Annotated in this window: 5 protein-coding genes; 2 read left to right on the top strand and 3 right to left on the bottom strand. The window is 65.1% G+C overall.

Annotation, left to right across the window (positions count from 1 at the left end; translation table 11 throughout):
- Window positions 1-92: 92 nt before the first annotated feature.
- Together DEVEQU_RS04970 and putA are read right to left on the bottom strand one after the other, a co-directional pair.
- On the bottom strand, window positions 93-1,193 hold the full coding sequence (locus tag DEVEQU_RS04970; RefSeq protein WP_126149477.1) for a M24 family metallopeptidase: 1,101 nt from the start codon (window positions 1,191-1,193) through the stop codon (window positions 93-95).
- A 297-nt stretch (window positions 1,194-1,490) separates the two neighbouring features.
- Complete coding sequence (putA, locus tag DEVEQU_RS04965) at window positions 1,491-4,868, bottom strand: bifunctional proline dehydrogenase/L-glutamate gamma-semialdehyde dehydrogenase PutA (protein ID WP_126149476.1); 3,378 nt, start codon at window positions 4,866-4,868, stop codon at window positions 1,491-1,493.
- A 120-nt stretch (window positions 4,869-4,988) separates the two neighbouring features.
- On the opposite strand from putA, the gene DEVEQU_RS04960 reads away from it, so the two are divergent.
- Window positions 4,989-5,456, top strand: coding sequence for an Lrp/AsnC family transcriptional regulator (locus DEVEQU_RS04960; protein WP_126149475.1), 468 nt, complete (start codon window positions 4,989-4,991; stop codon window positions 5,454-5,456).
- Between the two features lie 23 nt (window positions 5,457-5,479).
- Here DEVEQU_RS04960 and DEVEQU_RS04955 read toward each other — a convergent pair whose 3' ends face one another.
- Window positions 5,480-7,852, bottom strand: a complete 2,373-nt coding sequence (locus tag DEVEQU_RS04955; RefSeq protein ID WP_126149474.1) for a transketolase — start codon at window positions 7,850-7,852, stop codon at window positions 5,480-5,482.
- Window positions 7,853-7,964: 112 nt separating this feature from the next.
- On the opposite strand from DEVEQU_RS04955, the gene DEVEQU_RS04950 reads away from it, so the two are divergent.
- Window positions 7,965-8,441, top strand: a complete 477-nt coding sequence (locus DEVEQU_RS04950; RefSeq protein ID WP_126149473.1) for an Lrp/AsnC family transcriptional regulator — start codon at window positions 7,965-7,967, stop codon at window positions 8,439-8,441.
- Window positions 8,442-8,596: the final 155 nt, after the last annotated feature.

The following is an 8,596-nucleotide window of genomic DNA, read 5'->3' as shown; positions in this document are numbered from 1 at the left end:
CAGTGACACACCGATGGACCCCCACCCTCAATCCCTCCCCTCAAGGGGGAGGGAGGCGAAAGCGCCCTGAGTCCATCTCAGTTTGAAATGGTCTAGCCCGCCGTGACGCTGCCGCGCGGCAATTCCGAAAAGATCTCGGCCACGCCATTGCGGATGATGACGATCTCCTCGAGCCGCAGCCCGAAGCGGCCGGCAAGGTAGATGCCAGGCTCGATCGAGAACACCATGCCCTCGTCCAGCACGGTCTCGCTGGTGCCGGTAATATAGGGCGCCTCGTGCACGTCGATGCCGAGACCATGGCCGGTGCGGTGCAGGAAATTGGGACCGTAGCCGGCCGCGGTGATGACGACGCGCGCTGCCTTGTCGACGGCTGAGGCCTTGGCACCCGGTACGGCTGAGGCTATCGCCGCCTCGACTGCACGGTCGAGAATGGCATGGATCGCGTCAAAACCCTCCGGCACGCCGCCAAAGGTCCCGACACGGGTCATGTCGGAGGGATAGCCGCCGATGCGGCAGCCGGTGTCGATCAGGACGGCATCGCCCGCCTTGAGCTGGGTTTCACCGGTATGGTGATGCGGGAAAGCGCCATTGGGGCCGAAGCAGACCGAGCAGAATTCGGTGGTCGCGCCATTGGCCATGTAGAAATCGGCGATCACCTGGGCGATTTCGAGCTCGGTGACGCCGGCGCGCAAGGCCGCAAAGCCTGCCGTCATCGCCGCATCGTTGAGCAGCGCCGAAGCCTTGAGCCGCTGATATTCATCGGCATCCTTGCGCGAGCGCAAATAGCCCACGGTGTCGGCGGTAAAACGGCGCTTGGCGCCCGGCAGCGCGTCGAGCGCCAGCAGCGCAAAATCGGCGCGCATGGTTTCGTCGAGCACAATGGATGCGCCATTGCGGTCGATCCCGGTGGCCGCGATCAGGGCGTCGAGCGCTGCATTGGGCCCCTCGGCATCGGCCCAGGGAAAAAACGGCAGGTCGGTATGCTGACGGGCGCTGTCGACATTGAGCGCCGGCATCAGGAAACCGGCAAAATCCTGGCTCACCATCAGGAGAACCGGGCGCTCATCGCCATGCGGCGACAGATCGGCCAAATAGACCATGTGGCTCGAGGGGCCGATGACCACGAGGTCAGTGCCGGTTGCAGCCATGCGGGTCCGCAGCTTTTCGAGGCGTGTGGAGAGCGTTGGGGTCATGACTGGACTGGCCTTTGCAGGTTCGACAAGGGGAGCGGAATCAGCGCCCGGGCGCAGTGACGAGACTGCCCATAGCGGGCCGTGCTCGGCAATGGTGCGGGAAACGAGGCGGAGCCGGGCGGGAGGAGGAGGTGCCCGGCTCCGCAAGCGAGGGTCCGAGGGACAGGACCATCGCCAACTTTGTGCCCGGCGCATCGCACACGCGCGCCCGGCAGGTGTTGGGGTAATAGAGGATGGGTAGCGCCGCGCCATTCACGAAGCCGTTAGCGGCAGTCATGTCGCAGCCCCCACCATCCATCAGAGTGCCGCCGCCATCAGCGTGGCATTGCCGCCGGCCGCCGTGGTGTCGATACAGACATGGCGCTCGATCTGCAGGCGCGGGAGATCGCCGGGCCCGGTCAGAAGCGGCAGCAGCGGCCCGCTACGAAGGCTCAGCCCCTGGCGGACAGCACGCTGACCGGCGCTGTCGCCAAAGAAGGCCACGGCGGCGAAGCCGTTCCCGGCCGTCAGATCGACCCTGTCGAGTTCACCTTCCATCGCCCGGCATCCGGCGGTCTCGGCCATCACCTGTTGGGCGGCGCGATCCGTCGGTGTCGGCCCCAGGCACAATAGCGTGCCACGCCCCAGCGCATGCAGGCGATTGCTCTCCCCAGTCGGGCCCGGCAGGTCGAGGACGGCGCTTTGCAATCCGACCTGGGCATCGCGCGTGAACCGCGGCAGGTAATGCGGACCGCCGGCCTTGGGTCCGGTGCCGGACAGGCCTTCGCCGCCAAAGGGCTGGCTGCCCACCACCGCCCCGATCTGGTTGCGGTTGACGTAGATATTGCCGGCATGAACCGTGTCGGCCAGATGCTTGACCCGCGAGGAAATGCGGGTGTGCAGGCCAAAGGTCAGCCCGTAGCCGGAGCCATTGATATCGGCGATGACCTGGGGGAGGTCATCCCCCTTGAAGGTCGCCACATGCAGCACCGGCCCGAAGATTTCCTCCGGCAGCGCCTTGATGCCCTCAACCGCGATCAGCGTCGGCGCCACGAATGTGCCCGTGTCCGGCGCGGAGAGTGCATGCAGCACCTGGCTTTGCCGGGCCGCGATATAGGCGGCGATCTTGTCGCGCGCGGCACTGTCGATGATGGGGCCGATATCGGTTGCAAGTTGCCAGGGATTGCCCAGCACCAATTCGTCCATGGCCCCCTTGAGCATATGCACCGTGCGCTCGGCCACATCCTCCTGCACATAGACAATGCGCAGCGCCGAGCAGCGCTGGCCCGCCGATTGGAAGGCCGAGGCCAGGATATCGCGCACCGCCTGTTCGGTCAGCGCGGTGCTGTCGACGATCATGGCATTGAGCCCGCCGGTTTCGGCGATCAGCGGCGCCTGCGGATCGAGATGGCTGGCCATGGCCTGTTCGATCCGCCGCGCCGTAGGCAGCGAGCCGGTAAAGGCGACGCCGGCAATGGCGGGATTGGAGGTCAATGCCGCACCCACCTCCGGGCCACCGGGCAACAGCTGGATGGCGTCGGCAGGGATGCCGGCTTCGCGCAGCAATTGTATGGCGCGGAAGGCGATCAGCGGGGTCTGCGGCGCCGGCTTGGCCAGAACCGGATTGCCCGCCACCAGCGCCGCGGCGATCTGGCCGGTGAAGATGGCGAGCGGGAAGTTCCACGGCGAAATGCAGGCGAAAGGGCCACGCGGCGCGCCTGACAGCATCGCCGCCTCTTGGGCATAGTAACGCAGGAAATCCACCGCCTCGCGGACTTCCGCCACCGCATCGGCCCAGCTCTTGCCGGCCTCGCGCGCCAGCAGAGCAAATAACTCGGCGGCATGGGCCTCGTAGAGGTCAGCGGCGCGGCGCAGCATGGCCGCCCGTTCGATCACCGGCGTCGAGGCCCAGTTGGATGCCCCAGCCGCTGCAATGGCCGCAGCGACATCCTCGGCATTAGCGGCCCGCACTGTGCCGACAAGGTCGGCGTGATCGGCCGGATTGCGCAGCGGCTCCCGGTTTGCTGTGCCCAGATGCGGGCTAGCCATGAGCGGCTCCGCCTGCCACTGCTGTACCCGGAATGCGTCGCGCGCCCTGTCCATGGCGCCGAACTCCAGCGGGTCGGCGAGATCGAGCCCACGCGAATTCTGCCGCGGCGCAAAAATGGCGCTGGGCGCCGGAATGGCCGGATTGGCAATGGCATGGCCCAGCGCCAGCAGCTTGCCGATCGGGTCTTCGGCCACCTGCGCCGCCGGGATATCGGCGTCGGCAATCTGATAGACGAAGGAGCCATTGGCGCCGTTTTCGAGCAGGCGCCGTACCAGATAGGCGAGCAGGTCCTTGTGCGGCCCTACCGGCGCATAGATGCGGGTGGTGGTGCCGTGATTGGTGCGCAGCACCTCGTGCAGCTGCTCGCCCATGCCATGGAGGCGCTGGAATTCATAGCTGTCGTTGAAGCGCCCGGCCTCGGCCGCCAGATGCAGCACCGCCGCCGCCGTATGGGCATTGTGGCTGGCAAATTGCGGATAGATATTTTGCGCCGCAAACAGCTTTCGCGCTGCCGCGATATAGCTCACATCGGTTGCCGCCTTGCGGGTGAACACCGGATAGCCCGGCAGGCCCAGCACCTGCGCGCGCTTGACCTCGGCATCCCAATAGGCGCCCTTGACCAGCCGCACCATGATGCGCCGGTCGAGCCGTCCCGCTGTCTGGTCGAGCCAGTCGATCAGCGGCAGCACCCGCTTGCCATAGGCCTGCACCACCACGCCGAAGCCGGTCCAGCCCGCCAGTTCTGGCGTGGCCAGCACCGCCTCGATGACATCGAGCGACAGGTCCAGCCGGTCGGCCTCTTCGGCGTCGATGTTGAACCCCATATTGGCGCGCGCCGCGACAATGGCCAGTTCGCGCGTCATCGCCACGACCTCGGCCATGACCCGCTGGCGCTGGCCGATTTCGTAGCGCGGATGCAGGGCGCTGAGCTTGACGGAAATGCCGGGATTGTCGCGCACCGCGCCATGGACGCAATGGGGCGCCAAGGCGGTAATGGCGCGCATATAGGCGTCAAAATAGCGCCGCGCATCCTCGCCGGTGCGGGCGGCTTCGCCCAGCATGTCATAGGAATAGCGATAGCCCTCCGCCTCGGGCTTCCTGGCATGGACGATGGCCTCGTCAATGGTGCGCCCGAAGACGAACTGGCTGCCCATCAGCCGCATGGCCTGGCTCACCGCCGTGCGGATCACCGGCTCGCCGAGCCGCGCCACGGCCCGATGCAAAGCGCTTTTCGGCCCCACTTCGGGATCGCCCAGCACATCGGCGGTGAGGTTGAGCGCCCAGGACGAGAAGTTCACCAAGGGGCTGGGTGAGCCGCCGAAATGGCTGGCCCAGTCGGCGCCGCCGACCTTGTCGTGGATCAGCGCATCCACCGTTTCGCTATCGGGCACGCGCAGCAGCGCCTCGGCCAGCGACATCAGCGCCACGCCCTCTTCGCTGTCGAGCCCATATTCGGCGAGGAAGCTCTCCATCAGCCCCAGCTTGCGCCCCTTGCGCACCGCCTCCACCAATTGGGCCGCATTGTGGGAAATGCTCTGGCGCTGGGCGGTATCGAGCCCGGTCTCCGCGATCAGGGTTTTGACCAGGGCCGTCTCATCGGCATGGAGACGGGCATGAAGGGCGGCACGATCGACGGGATGGCTCATGGCGGGGGCTCGGTGGCTATCCGGCTAATCTGCCAGACCTTTCACAGGCTTTTCGCCTGATCTGGTTGCCAGTCGAGGAACTATGCTACTGAAATTGCGTTTCCAGCAGGACTTTCAACCATGAACTCCGCCACCAATAGGCCATTAGACCAGACCGACCGCAAAATCCTTGCAGAACTGGCGCAAAATGGCCGGATCAGCGTTGCCGAGCTCAGCCGGCGCGTCAACCTCTCCAAAACCCCATGCCAGGCGCGCATTCACCGGCTGGAACAGGATGGATTCATCCTCGGCTATCGCGCTGTCATCGACCCGACCCGGCTGGGCCTGCCGCATGTGGCCTTTGTGGAGGTGCGGCTCAGCGACACCCGCAAGGCGGCACTCGAAGCCTTCAACAAGGCCGTGCGGGCCCTGCCCGAAGTCGAGCAGGCGCATATGATCGCTTCGAGTTTCGATTACCTGCTCAAGGTGCGCACCAAGGACATTGCCGCCTATCGCGAGGTGCTGGGCGAAAAAATCTCCGCCCTGCCCCACGTCGCCCACACCTCAACCCATGTCTCCATGGAAGCGGTCAAGGACGACGCGGACTAGTTTTGCGCGACCGTTTACGAGGCCTATCGCCGCCCGGTCGCCGCGCGGGCCGCCTGTACGATAGCGCGGGCATCGATGTCAAAATGGCGATAGAGATCATTGACCGTGCCGGTCTGGCCGAAATGCTCGACCCCCAGTGCCATGGTGCGGTGCCCGAGCACGCTGCCCAGCCAGCCCAAGGTTGCCGGATGCGCGTCGATGGCGGTGACGATACCGGCCGCCTGCGGCACCTCGGCCAACAGGGCCTCGATATGGCTGGGCTCGGGGCTTTCGCCATGCAACCGGCCGCGCTGCGCCGCCTGCCAGCCGGCATTGAGACGATCGGCCGACGTCACGGCCAGCACGGCCACATTGCGCCGGTCACCACCGATTTCGGCCGCGGCGGCAATGGCCTCGCTGGCCAGCACGCCTTGATAAGCGATAACAGTGGTGCATTCGGGCGTCGGTGGCTTCAGCCAATAAGCGCCACGAATGATGTCCCGCGAGAGATCGGCATCGACCTGGCGCGGCACCTGCTCCAGGGCGCGGGTGGAGAGGCGCAAATAGACGGAGCCGCCGGTGACATCGCGCGGCCAATCCGCCAGGTCCGGGCGGGCATCGCCAGAGCGCTGCATATAGTCGAAAGCCCAATCCATGATCACCGCCAGCTCGTCGGCAAAGGCCGGCTCGAAGCTGGCCAATCCATCCTGAGCCATGCCGATCAGCGGCGAGGAAATCGACTGGTGCGCACCGCCCTCACCGGCCAGCGACACGCCCGAGGGCGTCGCCACCAAGAGGAAGCGCGCATCCTGGTAGCAGGCATAATTGAGCGCATCGAGGCCGCGGGCGATGAACGGATCATAGAGCGTGCCGATCGGCAGCAGGCGCTCCCCGAACAGGGAATGGCTGAGCCCGGCCGCCCCGAGCATCAGGAACAGGTTCATCTCGGCAATGCCCAGCTCCATATGCTGGCCATCGGGGCCGAAGCGCCATTTCTGCGTCGAGGGAATGGCTTCCTTCTGGAACAGATCCGCCATTTCGTCCGAGGCGAAGAGATTGCGCCGGTTCACCCAGGCGCCGAGATTGGTCGAGACGGTCACGTCGGGCGAGGTGGTAACGATGCGCTGCGCCAGGGGACTATCGGTCCTGGCGATGGCGTCGAGAATCTTGCCGAACGCCGCCTGGGTCGAAGTCGCGCCGGTGCCGATGAATTGCGGCCCGATCGTAGGCACGGCCGGCGAGGTCAGGCGGCGCGACGTCTTGCTGTTGAACGGCACTTTCGCCAAAAACGCCTCGAGCGCCGCAGCCTTGTCCAGCCCTTCCAACTTGTCCCATTCATGGCCGGCGCGCACCTTGTGAGCCGCCTGCAATTGCGCCATCTGCGCCGCGGTCATCTGCCCGGCATGGTTGTCCTTGTGACCGGCCAGCGGCGTCCCCCAACCCTTGACGGTATAGGCGATGAACACGGTCGGCTGGTCGCTGCCCGCCGCCTCGAACTGTTCGAGCAGGCTTTCGACGCAGTGGCCGCCGAGATTGGCCATCAGCGCTGCAAGCTCGTCGTCACTGCGCCGCGCCAATAGCGCCGAGACCGCACCCTGATCGCCGATTTCGTCGCTGAGCCGCTCGCGCCAGGCGGCGCCACCGCGGAACATCAGCGCCGAATAGAGCGCATTGGGGCAGGCATCGATCCAGGCCTTGAGCCGTTCGCCGCCCGGTTCGGCAAAGGCGGCGCGTTGCAACGCCCCATATTTGAGCGTCACCACCGTCCAGCCGAAAGCGCTGAAAATGGCCTCGATCCGCTCGTAAAGCCCTTCGCGCACCACCCCGTCGAGGCTCTGCCGGTTATAGTCGATGATCCACCAGCAATTGCGCAGCCCGTGCTTCCAGCCTTCGAGCAGGCATTCGTAGATATTGCCCTCGTCGAGCTCGGCATCGCCGGCCAAGGCAATCATCCGGCCTTCGGCGACATCCTTGCGGGCCCAGTCCTTGGCCCGCACATAGTCCTGGATCATCGAGGCAAAGGCGGAAAAGGCCACGCCCAGCCCCACCGAGCCGGTGGAGAAGTCGACGTCGTCGGTGTCCTTGGTGCGCGAGGGATAGGATTGCGCGCCGCCAAAGGCACGGAAATCGATGAGCTTTTCGCGGCTCTGCCGGCCCATCAGATATTGGATGGCGTGGAATACAGGCGCGGCATGCGGCTTCACCGCCACCCGGTCCTCGGGCTTGAGCACGCCGAAATAAAGCGTTGAAAGCAAGGCGGCCATGGAGGCGGAACTGGCCTGGTGCCCACCCACCTTCACGCCATCCACATTGGGCCGGATATGGTTGGCGTGATGGATCATCCAGCTGGCCAGCCACAGCGATTTTTTGGTCAGCGCCTCAATGGCCTCGACGCGCCCGATCGTTTCCGAACCCATATAGTCCTCCTCGCAACGAGCCGAGACTGCACCTTGCGGCGACAAATTTCTTGTCTATTTTGGTTGTATCCGCCCAATTTGGCGCATGATTTGATAAGGTAGTGGCAGCAAATTGGCAGAAACCACCCCAAATGGCATTGACGCAGTGGATCGCCGGATTCTGCGCGCTTTGCAGGAAGATGGGCGGCTCACCATCCAGGCGCTGGCCGACAAGGTGGGCCTGTCGCCATCGCCCTGCCTGCGCCGCTTAAGGCAGTTGGAACGCGCCGGGGTGCTCTCGGGCTACAGCGCCAATATCGAGCAGAAAGCGGTGGGCCTGCCGGTTTCGGTCTTCATTTCCATCAAGCTCGAACGCCAGCGCGCCGATAATCTCGACGCCTTCGGCGCAGCCATTGCCCGCTGGCCGGAGGTGATGGAGTGCTATCTGATGACCGGGCAATACGACTTCCTCTTGCGCGTCGTCTGCGCGGATCTCGAAGCCTATGAGCATTTCCTGCGCGAGAAACTGACGCAACTCGAGGGCGTCGCCTCCATCGAAAGCAGTTTTTCGCTGGGTGCCGTCAAGTTTTCGCGGGTATTGCCGATTTAGGTCATTTTTAACCTAGCGGAACCCTCGGCTCCTGCTCTCCCTTCCCCTTAAGGGGAGGGTAGCGTCGCTTGGCCTAAAGGCCTAGCAGAGCTGGGGTGGGGGGGCGCAAAGAGGGACTCCCCAGGCCCCCCCCACACCATCACTACCTCCACGGG

Origin of the sequence: Devosia equisanguinis (assembly GCF_900631955.1) — a bacterium.
Classification (GTDB): Bacteria; Pseudomonadota; Alphaproteobacteria; order Rhizobiales; family Devosiaceae; genus Devosia; species Devosia equisanguinis.
The sequence above is the reverse complement of the archived record's forward strand: the minus strand, read 5'-3'. Positions and strand labels throughout refer to the sequence as shown.